This is a genomic window from Microbacterium rhizomatis, assembly GCF_008710745.1.
Taxonomy (GTDB): domain Bacteria; phylum Actinomycetota; class Actinomycetes; order Actinomycetales; family Microbacteriaceae; genus Microbacterium; species Microbacterium rhizomatis.
Genome location: NZ_VYSA01000001.1, coordinates 1,394,927 through 1,413,414 on the forward strand (window position 1 = coordinate 1,394,927; position 18,488 = coordinate 1,413,414).

16 protein-coding genes are annotated in these 18,488 nt (G+C 68.2%); 8 read left to right on the plus strand and 8 right to left on the minus strand.

Annotation, left to right across the window (positions count from 1 at the left end; translation table 11 throughout):
• The first annotated feature begins 3 nt into the window (after positions 1-3).
• The 5 genes from ptsP (at position 4) to F6B43_RS06685 (ending at position 5,838) form a co-directional block, all read left to right on the plus strand.
• The gene (gene ptsP / locus F6B43_RS06665; RefSeq protein ID WP_150448035.1) at positions 4-1,713 is read left to right on the plus strand and encodes a phosphoenolpyruvate--protein phosphotransferase; all 1,710 of its coding nucleotides are present in this window, start codon (positions 4-6) and stop codon (positions 1,711-1,713) included.
• A complete protein-coding gene (locus F6B43_RS06670; protein ID WP_150448036.1) occupies positions 1,710-3,266 on the plus strand; it encodes a PTS mannitol transporter subunit IIBC in 1,557 nt (518 codons plus the stop codon). Before ptsP ends, F6B43_RS06670 begins: the two co-directional genes overlap by 4 nt.
• Positions 3,267-3,387: 121 nt before the next feature.
• Positions 3,388-3,825: a PTS mannitol transporter subunit IIA gene (locus F6B43_RS06675; RefSeq protein ID WP_150448037.1), complete on the plus strand. Its 438-nt coding sequence runs from the start codon at positions 3,388-3,390 to the stop codon at positions 3,823-3,825.
• Positions 3,825-4,979: a mannitol-1-phosphate 5-dehydrogenase gene (locus F6B43_RS06680; RefSeq protein ID WP_150448038.1), complete on the plus strand. Its 1,155-nt coding sequence runs from the start codon at positions 3,825-3,827 to the stop codon at positions 4,977-4,979. Before F6B43_RS06675 ends, F6B43_RS06680 begins: the two co-directional genes overlap by 1 nt.
• A gap of 1 nt (position 4,980) precedes the next feature.
• Complete coding sequence (locus F6B43_RS06685) at positions 4,981-5,838, plus strand: alpha/beta hydrolase (protein ID WP_246159822.1); 858 nt, start codon at positions 4,981-4,983, stop codon at positions 5,836-5,838.
• A 105-nt stretch (positions 5,839-5,943) separates the two neighbouring features.
• Here the strand turns inward: F6B43_RS06685 and F6B43_RS06690 are convergent, their stop codons facing one another.
• The 8 genes from F6B43_RS06690 to F6B43_RS06725 form a co-directional block, all read right to left on the minus strand.
• Positions 5,944-7,059, minus strand: coding sequence for an adenosine deaminase (locus F6B43_RS06690; protein WP_150448040.1), 1,116 nt, complete (start codon positions 7,057-7,059; stop codon positions 5,944-5,946).
• 68 nt (positions 7,060-7,127) lie between these two features.
• On the minus strand, positions 7,128-8,414 hold the full coding sequence (locus F6B43_RS06695; protein ID WP_150448041.1) for a thymidine phosphorylase: 1,287 nt from the start codon (positions 8,412-8,414) through the stop codon (positions 7,128-7,130).
• A complete protein-coding gene (locus tag F6B43_RS06700) occupies positions 8,411-8,812 on the minus strand; it encodes a cytidine deaminase (protein ID WP_150448478.1) in 402 nt (133 codons plus the stop codon). The genes F6B43_RS06695 and F6B43_RS06700 overlap by 4 nt, the downstream gene beginning before the upstream one ends.
• Positions 8,813-8,814: 2 nt before the next feature.
• Positions 8,815-10,107 carry an ABC transporter permease gene (locus tag F6B43_RS06705; RefSeq protein WP_150448042.1) on the minus strand — a complete coding sequence of 431 codons (1,293 nt, stop codon included), beginning with the start codon at positions 10,105-10,107 and terminating at the stop codon, positions 8,815-8,817.
• A complete protein-coding gene (locus tag F6B43_RS06710; RefSeq protein ID WP_246159823.1) occupies positions 10,104-11,402 on the minus strand; it encodes an ABC transporter permease in 1,299 nt (432 codons plus the stop codon). Before F6B43_RS06710 ends, F6B43_RS06705 begins: the two co-directional genes overlap by 4 nt.
• Positions 11,399-12,949 (minus strand): ABC transporter ATP-binding protein, encoded by a 1,551-nt coding sequence (locus tag F6B43_RS06715; RefSeq protein WP_150448043.1) that lies wholly within the window; start codon positions 12,947-12,949, stop codon positions 11,399-11,401. Before F6B43_RS06715 ends, F6B43_RS06710 begins: the two co-directional genes overlap by 4 nt.
• A 132-nt stretch (positions 12,950-13,081) precedes the next feature.
• Complete coding sequence (locus tag F6B43_RS06720) at positions 13,082-14,191, minus strand: BMP family lipoprotein (RefSeq protein WP_150448044.1); 1,110 nt, start codon at positions 14,189-14,191, stop codon at positions 13,082-13,084.
• 180 nt (positions 14,192-14,371) lie between these two features.
• Positions 14,372-15,487: a mannose-1-phosphate guanylyltransferase gene (locus F6B43_RS06725; RefSeq protein ID WP_150448045.1), complete on the minus strand. Its 1,116-nt coding sequence runs from the start codon at positions 15,485-15,487 to the stop codon at positions 14,372-14,374.
• Positions 15,488-15,715: 228 nt separating this feature from the next.
• Here F6B43_RS06725 and sdhC point away from each other — a divergent pair, with 228 nt between their 5' ends.
• The 3 genes from sdhC to sdhA all read left to right on the plus strand — a co-directional run bounded on the left by sdhC (position 15,716) and on the right by sdhA (position 18,487).
• Positions 15,716-16,150: a succinate dehydrogenase, cytochrome b556 subunit gene (gene sdhC / locus F6B43_RS06730; RefSeq protein ID WP_150448046.1), complete on the plus strand. Its 435-nt coding sequence runs from the start codon at positions 15,716-15,718 to the stop codon at positions 16,148-16,150.
• On the plus strand, positions 16,150-16,599 hold the full coding sequence (locus F6B43_RS06735; protein WP_150448047.1) for a succinate dehydrogenase hydrophobic membrane anchor subunit: 450 nt from the start codon (positions 16,150-16,152) through the stop codon (positions 16,597-16,599). Before sdhC ends, F6B43_RS06735 begins: the two co-directional genes overlap by 1 nt.
• 67 nt (positions 16,600-16,666) lie before the next feature.
• On the plus strand, positions 16,667-18,487 hold the full coding sequence (gene sdhA / locus F6B43_RS06740; protein ID WP_150448048.1) for a succinate dehydrogenase flavoprotein subunit: 1,821 nt from the start codon (positions 16,667-16,669) through the stop codon (positions 18,485-18,487).
• The last annotated feature ends 1 nt before the right edge of the window (position 18,488 follow it).

An 18,488-nucleotide genomic window follows, 5' to 3' on the forward strand; every position in this document is an offset into this window, starting at 1 on the left:
AAGATGACTGAACTCAGAGGGGTGGGAATCGGCCTGGGCGTCGCCCAGGGCCCCATCGCCCGCATGGCCGAGCCGCTGCCGGCACCGAGCGATGCCCCCAGCACCTCTTCACCGGAGGACGAGACGGCACGCGTGCGCGACGCCGTCGCCGCCGTGGCCCGCGAACTCGAAGCGCGAGGAGCACAGGCGGGCGGCGCAGCCCAGGATGTGCTCGAGGCCCAGGCGATGATGGCCGAGGACCCGAGCCTCGAGTCCGAGATCGACGCCAGGATCGGTGCGGGCAAGACGGCCGAGTTCGCCGTGTTCGACGCGTTCGCGTCGTTCCGCGACACCCTGTCGGCGATGGGCGGCTACCTCGGCGAGCGCGCGGCCGACCTCGACGACGTCGCTCAGCGGGTCATCGCCCGCCTTCGCGGCGTCGCAGCTCCCGGCGTGCCCGATCCCGGGCATCCGTTCGTCCTCGTCGCGAAAGACCTCGCACCGGCCGACACGGCGCTGCTCGATCTCGACAAGGTGCTCGCGCTCGTGACCACCGAAGGCGGCCCCACGTCGCACACCGCGATCCTCGCGCGCGAGAAGTCGATCGTGGCCGTGGTCGGCGTGGCCGGCGCGAAGGACCTGCGCGAGGGCGAGACGGTGATCGTGGATGCGGCGAGCGGCGTCGTGACGACATCGCCGACGCCCGACGAGCTCGATCGGGCGCAGAACCGCGCCGAAGCGCGCGCATCGGCCGCCTCGGCGCCGATCACTCCCGGTGCTCTCGCGGACGGCACGGCGATCCCGCTGCTGGCGAACCTCGGCAACCCCGCGGGCGCAGCCGAGGCCGTCGCTCTCGGAGCCGAGGGCGTGGGGCTCTTCCGCACCGAGTTCCTGTTCCTGAGCTCGGGCAGCGCGCCGACGATCGACCAGCAGAAGGAGTCGTACACCGCGCTCCTGTCCGCTTTCCCGGGCAAGAAGGTCGTCGTGCGGGTGCTCGACGCGGGCGCCGACAAGCCACTGCCCTTCCTCAACGACGCGCACGAGGAGAACCCGGCCCTCGGACTCCGCGGCATCCGCGCCCTGCGGGCGAGCGAAGACATCCTGCGCGAGCAGCTCACCGCGCTGGCGGAAGCGGATGCCGCGACCCGCGCGACACCGGAGGGCCCGGCCGACCTGTGGGTCATGGCCCCGATGGTCGCCACCGTCGAAGAGACGAGCTATTTCACCGCCCTGGCCCGCGACTACGGCATCCGCACGGCGGGCGTCATGGTGGAGGTGCCCTCGTCTGCCCTCCTGGCCGACCGCGTGCTCGCCCACGCCGACTTCGCCTCGATCGGCACGAACGACCTCACGCAGTACACCATGGCGGCCGACCGCCTCCTCGGGTCGGTGGCGTCCTTCCAAGACCCGTGGCACCCGGCAGTGCTCCGCCTCATCCGCGAGGTCGGCGACGCCGGGCGCCTGCACGGCAAGCCTGTCGGGATCTGCGGCGAGGCCGCCGCCGATCCGCTCCTGGCCGTCGTGCTGGTCGGCCTGGGCGCCACCAGCCTGTCGATGGCCCCCACGGCGCTCGCCGACGTTCGCGCGAGCCTCCTCCAGTTCTCCCTCGACGATGCGCGCCGCGTCGCCGAGGCCGCCCTGGCCGCGGACGACGCGGCCTCAGCCCGAGATGCGGCCCGCGAGGCCGCTGCCGCCCCCATCACAGCAACCATCCAGAAGGAGACCGTCTCATGACAATGACGTCGACGCCCGCACCGGGCGCTAGCAAGGTACGGGTCGGAGTTCAGCGCTTCGGCACGTTCCTGTCCGGCATGATCATGCCGAACATCCCCGCGCTCATCGCGTGGGGTATCTTCACCGCGTTCTTCATCGCGAAGGGGTTCACTCCGAACGCCGATCTCGCGACGATCGTCGGCCCGTTCATCCACTATCTGCTGCCGATCATCATCGCCTACACCGGCGGTAACATCATCTACGGCATCCGCGGCGGTGTCGTCGCATCGATCGCCGTGATGGGTGCGATCGCCGGTTCCGACCTGCTGATCGCCAACTTCAACGCGACCCAGCCCGCCGACAACCAGCTCGGCCAGGTGCACATGTTCATCGGCGCGATGATCATGGCACCGATCGCCGCGTACACCATGAAGTGGCTCGACAGCCTCTGGGAGGGCAAGGTCAGGGCGGGCTTCGAGATGCTCGTCAACATGTTCTCGGCGGGCATCTGGGGCTTCGTCATGGCCGTTGTGGGCTTCTACCCCATCGCATGGCTCGTCAACGGCCTGATGCAGGTCCTCAGCAACGCGGTCAACTGGCTGGTTGCGGCCAACCTCCTGCCGCTGACGAGCATCGTGATCGAGCCGGCGAAGGTGCTGTTCCTCAACAACGCGATCAACCACGGCGTGCTGACGCCCCTCGGCATCCAGCAGGCCTCCGAGAGCGGTTCGTCGATCCTGTTCCTGCTCGAGGCCAACCCCGGCCCCGGACTCGGCCTGCTGCTCGCATTCGCGTTCTTCGGCCTCGGCGCCGCCCGCGCATCCGCTCCGGGCGCGGCGTTGATCCAGTTCGTCGGCGGCATCCACGAGGTGTACTTCCCGTACGCGCTCATGAAGCCGATCCTGATCCTGGCGCTCATCGGTGGAGGTATGACCGGCGTGACCACGAACATGCTCCTCGGCGGCGCGCTGCGTGCGCCGGCGGCACCGGGCTCGATCATCGCCGTCCTCGCCCAGACGGCGAGCGGCGCGTACTTCGCCGTCATCCTCTCGGTGGTTCTCTCGGCGGGCGTGACATTCCTCATCGCCGCCGTTCTGCTGCGGGCATCGCGCAAGCGCGACCTCGCCGCGATGGCGGCCACCGATGACGCGTTCGGTGCGGCGATCACCCAGACCGAGGCGGCGAAGGGCAAGTCCTCGGACGCGCTCAGCAACCTGCGCGGCGGGGCAGCCACCTCCCCCGACGGCGGCATCGAGCCCGCTGTCATGACCGAGCGCCAGATCAAGAGCATCGTGTTCGCCTGCGACGCCGGAATGGGTTCGTCGGCCATGGGTGCGAGCGTGCTGCGCAACAAGATGAAGAAGGCCGGCATCGAAGACGTCACCGTCGTCAACAAGGCGATCGCCGCCCTGGACGGCTCGGCGGACCTGGTCATCACGCAGAACCAGCTCACCGACCGCGCTCGGGCGAAGTCGCCCGGCTCGGTGCACGTGTCGGTCGACAACTTCATGAACTCGCCGAAGTATGAAGAGGTCGTAGACCTGGTGCGCGCCCAGCACGAGGATGGTGCGTAGGGCCTGAGACCGCTGTGGGGACGGGCGGCGCGATGCCCCCGTCCCCACAGCCTCGGTCTGAGTGACCCACCGATGCCGCAGCCGCGGGCCGCGGCATCCCCTTCGACAGAAAGGCAACACCATGGCACGCGACGTCCTGAGCATCGGCCAGGTCCGCATCCACTCCGGCAGCGCGACGCGCGAGGAGGCGATGAAGGAGGCAGCCGACATCCTCGAGGCGGCAGGCGCCGTCACCAGCGCCTACTACGACGCCATGCAGCAGCGCGAGGTGACCGTGTCGACGTACATGGGCAACGAGCTGGCCATCCCCCACGGGACGAACGAGACGAAAGCGGCGATCCTCGAATCGGCTCTGTCGGTCGTGCGGTACGACGGCGGGGTCGACTGGGGCGGGGAGCCCGTGACGTTCGTCGTGGGCATCGCGGGCAAGGGCGACGAGCACCTGGAGATCCTCTCTCAGATCGCGATCCTGTTCTCCGACGATGACGAGGTGGCCAAGCTCAAGGCCGCCGACACCGCAGAAGACCTCTACGCCCTCGTCTCGGCGTCGGGCGTCTGATGAAGGCGGTCCATTTCGGCGCGGGCAACATCGGCCGCGGGTTCGTCGGGCTGCTCCTGCATCAGGGCGGCTACGAGCTGGTGTTCTCGGATGTCGCGGCTCCCCTGGTCGACGCGATCAACGCCGTCGACGAGTACACCGTGCACGCGGTCGGCGAGGGCGGCGGCGATACGGTCGTCACCGGGTTCCGGGCCATCAACAGCGCGACGAACCCCGACGAGGTGGTCGATGAGATCGCCGGCGCGAACGTCGTCACCACGGCCGTCGGCCCGACGATCCTGAAGTTCGTCGCCCCGCACATCGTCGCAGGACTCGCCCTGCGGGATCCGTCGTCGCCTCCGCTTCAGATCATGGCGTGCGAGAACGCGATCAACGCCACCGACGTGCTTCGCGACGCGGTGATCGATCTCGCCGGCGAGGCGTGGGATGCGCTGGCCTCTCGTGCCGTGTTCGCCAACACCGCGGTCGACCGCATCGTTCCCGGCCAGCCCGATGGCGGCGGCGTCGATGTCACGGTCGAGCCGTTCTACGAGTGGGCGATCGAGCGCCCCCCGTTCGGCGACGACCCGCCGCGGATCCCCGGTGCCCACTTCGTCGACGACCTCACGCCCTACATCGAGCGCAAGCTCTTCACCGTGAACACCGGTCACGCGACCGCCGCGTACTTCGGAGCGCGCGCCGGCGTGGAGAAGATCTCGGACGCACTGGCCGACGCCGGCATCGCCGCACAGGTCGAGGCCGCCCTCGAAGAGACCTCCGCGCTGCTGGTGGCCAAGCACGAGCTCGATCCCGCTGTGCAGGCCGAGTACCGCCGAACGATCCTGGCGAGGTTCCGCAATCCGGCCCTCCCCGACACCGTCTGGCGCGTCGGGCGACAGCCGCTGCGCAAGCTCTCGAGACACGAGCGGTTCGTCGGGCCGGGTGCCGAAGCCGCCGAACGGGGCTTGTCCACCTCGGCGCTCGTGGCGGCCATCGGCGCGGCCCTGGCCTTCGACGACGATGAGGACGCCCAGTCGGTCGACATGCAGCGGATGCTCCGCGAACAGGATGCCGCGACCTTCACGGCCGCCGTCACGGGCCTGGAGCCCGAGCATCCGCTCTTCGCGCAGGTCGAGTCTGTCGTGCGCGAGAGACAGGCAGAACTACAGTCGTGACGTGACCACTCCTCCGCCGTCCGATGACTCCGCTCCCGTGACCCCCGTCGATGAGGTTCCGGGCGGCACCGACCTCGCTGAGGCTGCTCCCGGTGATGTCGCTCCGGTCCGCAAGCGTCGTCGTGGCGTGCGCATCCTGTGGTGGACGCTCGGATCGATCGTCGTCGTGCTCATCGCGGCCGTCGTCGGCGTACTCGTGTGGAGCCAGCTCGGGGTGATGGCGGCAGAGCCCGATCCGCTCGCCTCCGTGCGCGCGGATCCGGCGATCACGATCACCGACCATCCCGAGGGAATCGTGCTCGCGCCCGCAGAGGGCGAGTCCACCGTCGGGCTGGTGTACATCCCCGGGGCCAAGGTCGACCCGTGGGCGTACGCCGCGAAGATGTCGGGAGTCGTCGCCGACGACGACATCACGGTCGTGATCACGAAACCGTGGCTGAACCTGGCCTTCTTCGACCTACGGCCTCTGTCGACGTTCACCTCCCTCGCGCCGGGCATCGACACCTGGATCGTGGGCGGGCATTCGCTGGGCGGAGTGAAGGCGTGCCAGCTCGCGCCCGACGCCGACGCGCTCGTGCTCTTCGCCAGCTATTGCGCGAACGACCTCTCTCGATCGGGCCTGCCCGTCTTGAGCATCGCGGGCAGCGAAGACGGCCTGTCGACCCCCGAGAAGATCGCGGATGCTCGGCACCTCCTCCCGGCTGACGCCCAGCTGATCGAGATCCCCGGCGCCGGGCACGCGTCGTTCGGAAACTACGGCCCGCAGCCCGGTGACGGCGACCCGACGATCTCGGACGCCGAGATGACCGATGTCCTGACGGCGCTGGTCGGCGGCTTCGCGACATCCGTCGCCCCGTAGCCCTCTCGTCCTCCGCACCGGAAAAGGACGAATCGCGGAGGCAGGACGAATCCGGCCGAATTCGTCCTGCCCTCGTGATTTCTCCTGCGTGCGGAAGGTCTCGGGCTAGCGCTCGAAGCCCTCTGCGATGAGCTCGATCAGCTCTTCGCGCTCCTCGATAGCCAGGAAAGCGCCGGCGGCGGCGTTGAGCTGGAACGTCTCGAGGTCGGCGAGATCGTATTCGAACGTCTCGGCCAGGAGCGCCAGCTCACGCGTGAGCGACGTGCGGCTCATCGTGCGGTTGTCGACGTTGACCGTCACGGCGAAGCCGAGCTGGTAGAGCAGGTCGAACGGATGGTCGGCGAGCTCGGTGCCCCACGCCGCGATCGCACCCGTCTGCAGGTTCGACGACGGCGAGAGCTCGAGCGGGATCTCGCGGTCGCGCACCCAGCGGGCGAGGTCGCCGAAGTGCACGAGCACCTCGTCGCCCTCACGCGAGACGACATCGAGATCCTCCGCGATGCGGACGCCGTGCCCGAGGCGCAGGGCGCGGCCGTCGATGAGCGCCGAGCGGATGGAGTCGAGCCCGGCCGCCTCGCCGGCGTGCACCGTCGCGGGGAAGAACTCCGACGCGAGGTAGTCGAACGCTTCCCGCAGCCGCGACGGCGGGAAGCCGTCCTCGGGCCCCGCGATGTCGAAGCCGACCGCGCCGCGGCCCCGGAAGGCGACCGCGAGCTGGGCGATCTCGAGCGACCGGTCGGTGTGACGCATCGCGCTGACGAGCTGGCCGACGCGGATGTCGTGACCGTTGCCCTCCGCGGCATCCTCACCCTCTTCGATGCCGTCCTGCACCGCCTCGACGACCTCTTCGAGGCTGAGTCCGCCGGCCAGGTGCTGCTCGGGCGCCCAGCGCACCTCGCCGTAGATCACTCCGTCCGCGGCGAGATCCTCGACGAACTCGCGCGCCACGCGCGTGAGGCCCTCGCGGGTCTGCATGACGCCGATCGTCAGATCGAACGTCTTCAGGTACTCGACGAGCGAACCCGAGTCGCTCTTGTCGGCGAACCAGTCGGCCAGGTCTTCCGGGTCGTTCTCGGGCAGCTCGAGCCCGACGGCGTCGGCGAGCTCGACGATCGTCGCGGGTCGCACTCCGCCGTCGAGGTGGTCGTGGAGCGAGATCTTCGGCAGGCGGCGCACCGACATGCCCTCGATGATCGCGTCGCCGTTCTGATCGATGGGCATGGGTGACTCCTTCATATGAATGTGGGCGGTGAGAAGGGCTGCGGTGTGAAGGGTACCGGATGCCGGTGTCAGGCCGTGATGCGTTCGAGAACCAGGCTGCGGGGGGCCGGAGCATCCTGCCCCACGTCCCACGACCCTTCGAGCGCCGCGAGTGCGCGCTCGAAGCGGGACGCGTCCTGCGCGAGCAGCGTGAAGACCGGCTGACCCGCCTCGACACGGTCACCGGGCTTGACGTGCAGATCGATTCCGGCCGCGTGCACCACGGGGTCTTGCGCGCGGGCACGGCCCGCGCCCAGGCGCCAGGCGGCGACGCCGAACGGAAGAGCATCCATCCGTGTGACGATTCCCGAGGAGGATGCGGTGACGGTGTGCGTCTCGCGAGCCTGCGGGAGCGGAGCATCGGGATCGCCATCCTGCGCGCGGATCATCTCGCGCCACGAATCCATCGCCCGCCCGTCGCGGAGCGCGGCCTCGACGTCGGCGTCGGGCTGACCTGCGAGGGCGAGCATCTCGCGGGCGAGGGCGACGGTGAGTTCGACCACGTCGGACGGTCCGCCTCCGGCGAGCACCTCGACCGATTCGCGCACTTCGTTCGCGTTGCCGATCGCGAGCCCGAGCGGCACGTTCATGTCGGTCAGGAGCGCGGTGGTCGCAACCCCCGAGTCGGTGCCGAGCTCGACCATCGTGCGCGCGAGTTCACGGGCACGGTCGACATCGCGCATGAACGCTCCCGAGCCGAACTTCACATCGAGAACGAGCGAGCCGGTGCCCTCGGCGATCTTCTTCGACATGATGCTCGACGCGATGAGCGGGATCGCCTCGACCGTACCCGTCACGTCACGGAGCGCGTACAGCTTCTTGTCGGCCGGCGCGAGTCCGCTGCCGGCCGCGCAGATGACCGCGCCGACGTCGGCGAGCTGTGCGAACAGCTCATCGTTGTCGAGTGCAGCCGTCCACCCGGGGATCGATTCGAGCTTGTCGAGAGTGCCTCCGGTGTGGCCGAGGCCACGCCCGGACAGCTGCGGCACCGCGACGCCGAAGGAGGCGACGAGCGGGGCCAGCGGCAGGGTGATCTTGTCGCCCACGCCCCCGGTGGAGTGCTTGTCGACGGTCGGCTTGCCGAGCCCCGCGAAGCTCATGCGCTCCCCCGACGCGATCATCGCATCGGTCATCACGCGGATCTCGTCGCGGCCCATGCCGTTCAACAGCACCGCCATCGCGAACGCCGCCATCTGCGCGTCGGCGACGTAGCCCCGCGTGTAGGCGTCGATCATCCAGCGCAGCTCGGCCTCGGGTACCGCCCCGCCGTCGCGCTTGATGCGGATCACATCGACGGCGTCATACGCCTCGCTCACCTGCTGACGTCCTCGAGGTCGCGCGGGCCGAACGCGTCGGGCAGCACCTCGTCGATCGTGCGGATGCCGGAGACCGTTTCGAGCAGCATCCCGGGGAGCGCGAATTCATACAGCAGCTGACGACACCGCCCGCACGGCATGATGGTCTGCCCGTCGTTGTTCACGCACACGAACGCGACCAGCTCACCACCGCCCGACATGTGCAGGTCGCCCACCAGTGCGCATTCGGCGCAGAGGCCCACTCCGTACGACGCGTTCTCGACGTTGCAGCCCGAGACGATCCTGCCGTCGCTCACCAGCGCGGCAGCTCCCACCCGGTAGCGGGAGTACGGCGCGTACGCGCGCTGCATGGCCTCGGTGGCGACGGCACGCAGTTCGTCCCAGTCGATATCGGTCACAGTCATCCCTTGATGTATGGAACGCCGTCGGCGGCGGGCGCACGCGAGCGTCCGACGACTCCGGCGACGACGAAGATGGTCACGACGTACGGCAGCATCAGCATGAACTCACTCGGCACGGGCGAGCCGATGACGCTCAGCGTGTTCTGCAGGCTCGAGGCGAAGCCGAAAAGGAGCGCCGCGAGCGTCGCCTTGATCGGGTCCCACTGGCCGAAGATCACGGCCGCGAGGGCGATGAAGCCGGCTCCGGCGGTCATCTCCTTGTTGAAGGCGATGCCGTTGCCGATCGTGAACACCGTTCCGCCGAGACCGGCTATCGCGCCCGCGAGGAGGAGGTTCCAGAACCGTGTCCCGTTGACGTTGATGCCGACGGTGTCGGCGGCCTGCGGATGCTCGCCCACGGCCCGGAGCCGCAGACCCCACCGGGTCCGGAACATGCCGAACCACACCAGTGCGACCGCGACGTACATGATGTAGACGATGATCGTCTGCCGGAAAAGCACGGGACCGATCACGGGGATGTCGCTGAGCAGCGGGATCGCCAGGCGGTCGAACCGGGGCGGCGAGTTCAGCGTCGACTGGTTGGGCTGCAGCACCTGCGAATACAGGAAGCTGGTCAGGCCCGTCACGAGCACGTTCAGGACGACGCCCACGATCACCTGATCGACCAGGTACTTGATCGCGAACGCGGCCAGGACGAAGGCCACCAGCATCCCGGCCACCATGGCGGCGAGCAGGCCGAGGAAGGGCTGACCGGTGAGTGTCGCCACGACGGCGGCCGTGAACGCACCCGCGAGCAGCTGGCCCTCGATCGCGATGTTCACCACGCCCGCACGTTCGCCGATCACACCCGCCAAGGCGCCGTAGATGAGCGGGATCGCGAGCGCTACGGCACCGGCGAGCAGACCGGCGACCGGGATGGTCGCGCCCGCGGCCGCCCACGTGAGGAACCCGACGATCGCGATCACGATGTACACCGCCACCACCCACAGCGGCGTCGTACCGAATCCGCGGACGAAGAACGCGGCCGCCGCGGTCAGCAGCGCGAGAAGAACGAACACGACCCATGTCGTGAGCGGCACGCCGACCGTGATCGCGGGCAGCTGCAGCGCGTCGGCGTCCGTCGACAGCCGGTAGGTCGTCTCGCCGCCCCGGGGAGCCGCGAGGATCAGCAGGGCGTAGAGCACCGTGAAGACCGCGAGCGCGATGGGCGCCTTCCAGCTGCGCACCTCCGCCTTCTCGGGGGTTTCGGCGACGAGAGCGCCGTCGGCCGTTCCGCTGATCGTGGCGCTCATCGCAGCACCGTCCCGGCTTCGGCCTTGAGCTCTTTGGCCCTGGCCTTCTCCCGCCGCCGCTGATCGCGCTCGGGCGACGGCAGGAAGAAGATCGTGCGGACCAGCGGCGGAGCGGCGATGAACAGAACGATGAGCGCCTGGACGACGACGATGATGTCGACCGGGATCTGCTGACCGGCCTGCATCGCGAATCCCCCGGCCTTGAACGCTCCGAACAGGACACCGGCCGCGAACGTGCCCCAGGGGGTCGACCGGCCGAGCAGCGCGACGGTGATCGCGTCGAACCCGATGCCCGCGTCGATGCCGGCGGTGAAACCGGTCGTGATCGTGCCGAGCACCTGGTTCACCCCCGCAAGGCCGACGAGGGCGCCGGCGATGAGCATCGCGTAGACGTACATGCTCTTGACGTTGATGCCGGCGACTCGCGCGGCCTTCGGGTTCTCCCCGACGGCGCGGAACTTGAAGCCGAGGCTGGAGCGGTTGATGATCCACCACACCAGCACGGTCGCGGCGATCACGAGGATGAAGCCGAAATGCAGGTTGTACTGCGGCCCGAACAGCTCGGGGAAGACCGCGGTGTCCTTCATCGGAGGGGTCTTCGGATTGTTCGAGCCGGGCGCCTGCAGCAGACCCGGAGTGCGCAGCATCCATGAGATCAGGTAGAACGCGATGTAGTTGAGCATGATCGTCACGATCACCTCGTGGGCACCGGTGCGCGCCTTGAGGTAGCCGGCGATCCCCGCCCAGAGCGCACCGGCGACGAGTCCGGCGATCAGGGCGACGATCATGTGGACACCCCACGGCAGATCCAGCGAGAACGCGACCCACCCCGCCGCGGCTGAGGCCATCAGGATCTGGCCGCGTCCGCCGATGTTGAACATCCCGACGCGGAACGCGAGCGCGACGCCCAGGCCCGCAGCGATCAACGGGGTCGCGAAGGTGAGGGTCTCGGTGAGAGGACGGATGCCGCGGGCGAACGAGTCGGCCCCGAAGTTGTAGATCGAGCCCTGGAAGAGCGCGACGTACGCGCCCGACACCGAGTTCCAGATCGCGACGAAGGTGTCGCCCGGGCGGGCGAAGAAGTAGACCGATGCGGCCTGAACGTTCTTGTCGGTCGCGGCGATCATGATGCCCCCGACGATCAGGGCGAGCACGACCGCGAGCACCGAGATGATGGCGTTGCCCTGCGTGATCCGCAGGAACGTGCTGTGCCATTTCGACGGCGGCTCGGGTGGCGTGGGGAGCGGCGCCGCGTTCGTGGTGACGACTCCTCCTCCGGTGATGCTGTCACTCACGCGGCGACCCCCTGATTCGTCGGTCCCTGGTTCGTCGGTCCCGCGTCGGTCGGCGCCTCGCCGGCCATCATCAGCCCGAGCACTCCTCGAGGCGTGTCGCCCGGCACGATACCGACGATGCGGCCCCGGTACATCACGATGATCCGATCGGCCAGAGCGGCGACCTCGTCGAGTTCGGTCGAGACGACGACGACGGGGATGCCGGCATCCCGCGTCTCGACGATCCGCTTGTGGATGAACTCGATCGAACCCACATCGACCCCGCGCGTGGGCTGGGCGGCGACGAGGAGCGACAGCTCGCGGCTCATCTCGCGCGCCAGCACGACCTTCTGCTGGTTTCCGCCGGACAGGGTGCCGACCGCCGCGTCGATGCCGGGCGCGCGCACGTCGAACTCGTCGAACTTCTGCTGCGCGAATTCGGCGATGTACGCGAGCCGCAGGCCGCCGCCGCGCACGAACGGCTGCCCGTTCGTGCGGTCGAGCACCAGATTCTCGGCGATCGACATGGCCCCGACGAGCCCGTCCTCGGTGCGGTCCTCGGGAACGAATCCGACGCCCTCGTCGAGGATGCGCCGCACGCTCGCGCCGACGAGCTCGGTACCGCCCAGCCGGACAGACCCCGTGACGCGATCCTGGAGCCCGACCAGCGCCTCGGTCAACTCGGTCTGGCCGTTGCCCTGCACGCCGGCGATCGCGACGATCTCTCCACCGCGAACATCGAAGCTCACGTCGCTGACGACGATCTGATCCTTCGCGTCGACGACGCTGAGCGCCTCCACGACGAGCGCGCGCTCGCCGAGCGTCGGGGCGTCCTTGTGAACGGTCAGTTCGACCGCTCGACCGACCATGAGCTCGGCGAGCTCGGCGTTGGTCGCATCGGGCGATGCTTCGCCGATGACCTTACCGAGCCGGATGACGGTGATCCGGTCGGCGACCTCGCGCACCTCGCGGAGCTTGTGGGTGATGAAGACGATCGATGTGCCTGCGGCCTTGAGCTGCCGCATGATCTCCATGAGCTCGTCGGTCTCTTGAGGGGTCAGGACGGCTGTCGGCTCGTCGAACACCAGCACCTGCGCGTCGCGCGAGAGCGCCTTGATGATCTCGACGCGCTGCTGCACGCCGACGGGGAGGTCTTCGACGAGCGCATCGGGGTCGACGTCGAACCCGAATCGCGCGGAGATCTCGCGGACGCGCGTGCGTGCGGCATCCAGATCCAGGATGCCGCCGGCCTTCGTCGTCTCGTGGCCGAGCATGACGTTCTCGGCGACGGTGAAGACGGGGATGAGCATGAAGTGCTGATGCACCATGCCGATGCCGGCGCGCATGGCATCGCCGGGGCCTTGGAAGTTCTGCACCTGATCGTCGAGCAGGATCAGCCCGTCGTCGGCACGATAGAGGCCATAGAGGACGTTCATCAGCGTGGACTTGCCCGCGCCGTTCTCGCCCAGCAGGCAGTGGATCTCACCCGGTTCGATGACCAGGTCGATGTGATCGTTGGCGACCAGGGAGCCGAACTGCTTCGTGATGCCCCGGAGTTCGAGCTTCATAGTCCCCGATCCTAGTGAGGGTGGTGGCCCTGGTGAGGGTGGTGGCGGCGATGCCGAGGGATCGGCGTCTGCGGGCGTGCACGCAACGACGATGGGGAGGCTGGTCTCCCAGCCCCCCCATCGCGGGTGTGGCTACTTGCTCAGGTAGGACGTGACGGGGATCGACCCGTCGATGATGCCGGCCTGAATGGTGTCGAGCTCACCCTGCAGGTCGGGCGAGACCTTCGAGGCGAAGTCGTGGAACGGGGCCAGGCCCACTCCGCCGTTCTTCAGCGTGCCGACGAACGCCGTCGGGTCGAAGTTGCCCTGACCCGCGGCGAGGACCGCGTCGCTGACACCGACGTCGATCAGCTTGCGGATCGAGGTGAGGAGCAGGTCGCCGACCGACGGGTCGGTCTCGAACACGTCGGCGTCGACACCCAGCAATGCGATGTCGCGGCCCGAGCTGCGGATCACCGATGCGGCGCTCTGGTAGATCGGCCCGCCGACGGGCAGGAGCACGTCCACGCCCTGGTCGACGATGCCCTGAGCGGCGTTGATCGCGTCCTGGTTGGCTTCGAAGCCACCGGTGAAGACGCCGTCCTGAGCGGCCGTGTCCCACCCGATGACCGCGACGGTGTCCTTCTTCTGGTCGTTCCAGTACTTCACGCCCTGGGCGAAGCCGTCCATGAAGATCGAGACGGTCGGGAAGTTCATGCCGCCGAACGTGCCGACCTTCTTGGCCTTCGAGAACGACGCGGACGCGTACCCGGCCATGAACGCCGCCTGCGCGGTGTCGAACAGGATCGGCTTGATGTTCGGCGCGTCCACCTTGCCGTCGAAGTCGTTGTCGGCGGCGTCGTCGATGATGACGAACTCGGTCTTCGGGTTGGCGAGGGCAGCCTCGACCGTCGCCGCTGACAGGGCGAATCCGACCGTGACGATCAGCGAGCAGTTCTGGTCGAGCAGGCTCTGGATGTTGGGCGCGAAGTCCGACTCCGAGCTGGACTGCACGGTCACCGGCGTCACGCCGAGGGTCGCCGCTGCGCTCACGAGGCCTTCGTAGCCGAGCTGGTTGAACGACTTGTCGTCGAATCCGCCGGCATCCGACACCATGCACGGCTTGAAGCCGGCGACGGCACTGATGGATGCGCTGGCAGAGGTGCTCGCGGTCGGGGCGGATGCGCAGCCGGCGAGGGTCAACGCGGCGACGCTCACGGCCGCAAGGCCGCCGAGCAGGCGCTTTCGGGTAGAAGTGGTCACTATGCCTCCACGTGCAAAGACCCGCGGACCTCGCGGGCGGGTGGTTCGAAGTTACTCACTGTGACGTCGGGTTTGCATGCTCAGAACGGGCATGCGTGCGAATGGTTACAAAGACGCAACAGAGCCGAGACAAAGGTCACGAACGATTGCTCGGCGCGAGCCGATCACTGCGCTTCGCGGTCAGAGGACATCGCCTTGGCCGGTGAGCTTGAGGGCGTCCACGACGCCTTTCACCCGCTGCGCGTGCTCGCTGGTGGTCACCAGCAACGCGTCCTCGGTGTCGACGATCACGATGTCCTTCACGCCGATGACGCTGATGACCCGGTGCGTCTGACTCACGACGATCCCGCTCGAGGCATCCACGAGTACGCGGGCGTTCTCGCCCAGGATCGCGAGGTCGTTCTTCCGGCCGTGCGAGTTGAGCTTCGCGAGGCTCGCGAAGTCGCCCACGTCGTCCCACTCGAAGTGACCGGGGATCACGGCGAGACGCCCCTTCTCGGCGGCGGGCTCGGCGACGGCGTAGTCGATCGCGATCTTGGTGATGGTGGGCCAGATCCGGTCGACGGCCGGTCCGCGGGCGTCTCGGTCGTCCCACGCATCGGCGAGATCCATGAGCCCGGCGTACAGGTGCGGCTGGTTCTCGGAGATCTCGCCGAGCAGGACATCCGCGCGGGAGATGAACATGCCCGCGTTCCAAAGGAAGGATCGGTCGGCGAAATACTCCCGGGCGGTCTCGAGATTCGGCTTCTCCACGAAGCGCGCCACGTAGGCGGCCTCGGGAGCGCCCTCGACATCGAGCTCGTCACCCTTCTGGATGTAGCCGAATCCGACGGACGGCTCGACCGGGGGGATGCCGATCGTGCAGATGTAGCCGGCCGCCGCGACGGCGACGGCCTGGCGGACGGCGTGATCGAACAGGCGCGTCCCGCGGATCACGTGATCGGCGGCGAACGATCCGATGATGACGTCGGGCTCGCGCCGGACCAGGATCGCGGCGGCGAGGCCGATCGCGGCGGCCGAATCGCGCGGTTCGGACTCGAGGATCACGTTCTTGTCCGGGATGCCCGGCAGCTCCTTCTCCACGGCCGCGCGGTGGGCGCGACCGGTGACCACGGCGATGCGGTCGCGACCTGCGAGCGGTTCGAGTCGGTCCCACGTGTCACGCAGGAGCGTCTGCCCCGAACCGGTCAGGTCATGGAGGAACTTCGGGGCGTCGGCGCGCGACAGCGGCCAGAGCCTGCTGCCGATGCCGCCGGCGGGGATCACGGCGTAGAAGTTCTCGATCGGCTCGGCCATGCTCCCAGGCTATCGGGACCGATATGACCGGCGGATGACATGCGTGTGTCCGCATCCTCCGGCGCATTTCGACAGATCTCTTGACGTCAAGATACTTAGGCACGCCTAATCGTCGCCGTCAGCGCCGCGGGAATAGGATGATTCCGACGTCCGTGTGACGCCCCGCGGCCCCGTGCCGCGGAGGGGCATCGACCCGCCCCCACTCGTGTTCGACCAGGGAGGACGACCGTGTCTGCTCCAGCACGCGTCATACCGTCGGTATCGGAAACCACTTCCAGGGTTCCGCGTGGAACCCTGTACCGAGGTCGAGAAGGCATGTGGTCGTGGGTGCTGCATCGCATCACCGGCGTCGCGATCTTCTTCTTCCTCCTGGTGCACGTTCTCGATACCGCGTTGATCCGCGTATCGCCCGAGGCGTACAACGCTGTCATCGGAACGTACAAGAACCCCATCATGGGCATCGGCGAGATCGTCCTCGTCGGCGCGATCGCGTACCACGCCTACAACGGGCTGCGGATCATCGTCGTGGACTTCTGGGCGAAGGGCGCCCGCTTCCAGCGACAGCTGTGGTGGGGGGTCCTCGGCCTGTGGGTGATCACGATGGCCGGCTTCGTCCCGCGACAGATGGTCAGCATCATCGCCGAGATCTCAGGAGCGCACTGATGACCGCCCCCGCCATCGCCGATCCGCGCAGCCCGATCGCCCGCCCGCGGCGGAAGGGACCCAACCTCGAGAAGTGGGGCTGGATCTACATGCGCGCCTCGGGCGTGCTCTTGATCGTGCTGATCTTCGGCCACCTGTTCGTGAATCTCGTCGCGGGCGACGGAATCCGGCAGATCGACTTCGCATTCGTCGTCGGCAAGTACGCTTCGCCCTTCTGGCAGTGGTGGGACGTGCTGATGCTGTGGCTCGCCCTGATCCACGGCGCGAACGGGATGCGCACCATCATCAACGACTACGTCACCCACAACCGCACGCGCGCCGTGCTCGTGTGGGCCGTGGGAATCGCCGCGGCGTTCCTCATCCTGCTCGGAACGCTCGTGGTCTTCACGTTCGACCCGTGCCTGGGCGTCACGCCCGACAGCAGCCTGTGGAGCATGTGCCAGGGCTGAGCCTCCTCACCGCCTGACCGCCCGGCATCCGCGGGCGCCCCGAGACCAAGACGAAAGCATCCATCACGTGAGCACCCAGACCACCGGCGACACTGTTCCTCAGAGCACCGTCAAGGACGGCGTGCACTACCACCAGTTCGACATCGTGATCGTCGGCGCGGGCGGGGCGGGGATGCGCGCCGCGATCGAGGCGGGGCCGGGCGCTCGAACGGCGGTCATCTCGAAGCTGTACCCCACCCGCTCTCACACGGGCGCCGCGCAGGGCGGCATGGCCGCAGCCCTCGCGAACGTCGAAGAGGACTCGTGGGAGTGGCACACCTTCGACACCGTCAAGGGCGGCGACTACCTCGTCGACCAGGACGCGGCAGAGATCCTCGCGAAAGAGGCCATCGACGCCGTCATCGATCTCGAGAACATGGGGCTGCCGTTCAACCGCACCCCCGAGGGAAAGATCGACCAGCGCCGCTTCGGCGGGCACACCGCCGATCACGGCAAGACGCCCGTCCGTCGTGCCTGCTACGCCGCCGACCGCACCGGCCACATGATCCTGCAGACCCTGTTCCAGAACTGCGTGCGCCTGGGCATCAACTTCTTCAACGAGTTCTACGTGCTCGACCTCATCACCGTCAAGGGCGACGACGGCGGCACGCAGATCGCGGGCGTCGTCGCGTACGAGCTGGCCACCGGCGAGCTGCACGTCTTCCAGTCCAAGGCGGTGATCTTCGCCACCGGCGGGTTCGGCAAGATCTACAAGACGACCTCCAACGCGCACACCCTCACGGGCGACGGCGTCGGCATCATCTGGCGCAAGGGCCTCCCGCTCGAAGACATGGAGTTCTTCCAGTTCCACCCGACCGGCCTGGCCGGGCTCGGCATCCTGCTCACCGAAGGTGCGCGCGGCGAGGGGGCGATCCTGCGCAACGCGAGTGGCGAGCGCTTCATGGAGCGCTACGCGCCGACCATCAAAGACCTGGCCCCGCGTGACATCGTCGCGCGATGCATGGTGCAGGAGGTCGCGGAAGGCCGCGGCGCAGGACCCCACAAGGACTACGTGCTGCTGGACTGCACGCACCTGGGCGCCGAGGTTCTGGAGACCAAGCTCCCCGACATCACCGAGTTCGCCCGGACCTATCTGGGCGTCGACCCGGTGGTCGAGCCGGTGCCCGTGATGCCGACAGCGCACTACGCGATGGGCGGCATCCCCACGAACAACAACGCCGAGGTGCTCTCGAACAACACCACCGTCGTTCCCGGCCTCTACGCGGCCGGCGAGTGCGCGTGCGTCTCGGTGCACGGCTCGAACCGCCTCGGCACCAACTCGCTCCTGGACATCAACGTGTTCGGCAAGCGCGCCGGCCGGAACGCGGTGGAGTACGTCAAGACGGCCGAGTTCGTCGAGATCCCCGAGCATCCCGTCCAGGAGGTGCGCGACCTCATCGAGGGCCTGCGCGCGAACCAGGGCCAGGAGCGGATCGCGGTGCTGCGCAAGACCCTGCAGGACGAGATGGACAAGGGCGCGCAGGTGTTCCGCACCCACGAGTCCCTCGCGCACGTGCTCGAAGTGATCGCCGACCTGCGCGAACGCTTCAAGAACATCCACGTCGACGACAAGGGCAAGCGGTACAACACCGACCTGCTCGAGGCGGTCGAACTCGGCTTCCTGCTTGACCTCGCCGAGGTCGTCGTCTATGCCGCGCAGAACCGCGAGGAGAGCCGCGGCGGTCACATGCGCGACGACTTCCCCAAGCGCGACGACGAGAACTACATGAAGCACACGATGGCGTACCTCACCGGCGACCCGCATTCCTCGCACCCCGCCGACCACATCGAGCTCGACTGGAAGCCGGTCGTGATCACGCGCTACCAGCCGATGGAAAGGAAGTACTAGG